Source organism: Deinococcus aerolatus (assembly GCF_014647055.1).
GTDB classification, from domain to species: domain Bacteria; phylum Deinococcota; class Deinococci; order Deinococcales; family Deinococcaceae; genus Deinococcus; species Deinococcus aerolatus.
The window spans coordinates 1-738 of record NZ_BMOL01000070.1; the positions used below are offsets into that span (position 1 = coordinate 1).

Below are 738 nucleotides of genomic sequence, written 5' to 3' on the forward strand. Positions count from 1 at the left end.
TTCGCCGCCCGCTATCATTCCGCTTAGAAGTGCTTGACCACTGGTCCGGAGTTATGGGTTCACTCCACAAGGCCCAGTATTCCACGCCTTGACCGCAGGACTGGCTGGAGACGGGGGAGACGGGGCAGGGTTCCCCAACGCTGCGCCGACGGGGCCCGCAACAAGCGCTGGGCACTGACCGGAGGGGGACTTGGCGCGGACTGTCACCGAGCGGACAGGCCGCAAGGGCGCGGTAGACAGCAGCCTCATGCGGCTTTAAGCTGTTGCGTACTAAAGCAATCCACCTCACCTTTTCGGGTGAAGGCTTTCCTTTATGGCTGCGGAACGTCTCCGCAGGCAGCGGCGCTCCAGATCTGAAATGCAGGTGTCCCGGAGGCTTGACCATGAAGCGAACGAAGACGGCAGTTGGTGGGTTGGTGTTGCTCTCACTCTTCCTTGGTGCCGGCGCCCAGGCGCAGGACACGATCAACGTCGGGGCCAACATCGGCAACGTTCCCTGGCAATTCCAGGACGCCAGCGGGGCCAATGTCGGCTTCGAGATCGAACTCGTCACCGAGATCGCCAAGAACCTGGGCAAGAAGGTCAACATCGTCAACACCCCGTTTAACGGCCTGTTTGCCGCCGTGCAGTCGGGACGCATCGACGTCGCCATCTCCAGCATCACCATCACGAAAAACGGCTCGAAACCGTGTCGTTCGCGCAGCCCTACTACGACTCGGACCAGTCCCTGACCGTGGC

Annotated in this window: 1 protein-coding gene; it reads left to right on the plus strand. The window is 61.7% G+C overall.

The features are described 5' to 3' along the window. Nucleotides 1–416: 416 nt before the first annotated feature. Complete coding sequence (locus IEY31_RS18555; protein ID WP_229723781.1) at nucleotides 417–731, plus strand: transporter substrate-binding domain-containing protein; 315 nt, start codon at nucleotides 417–419, stop codon at nucleotides 729–731. Nucleotides 732–738: the final 7 nt, after the last annotated feature.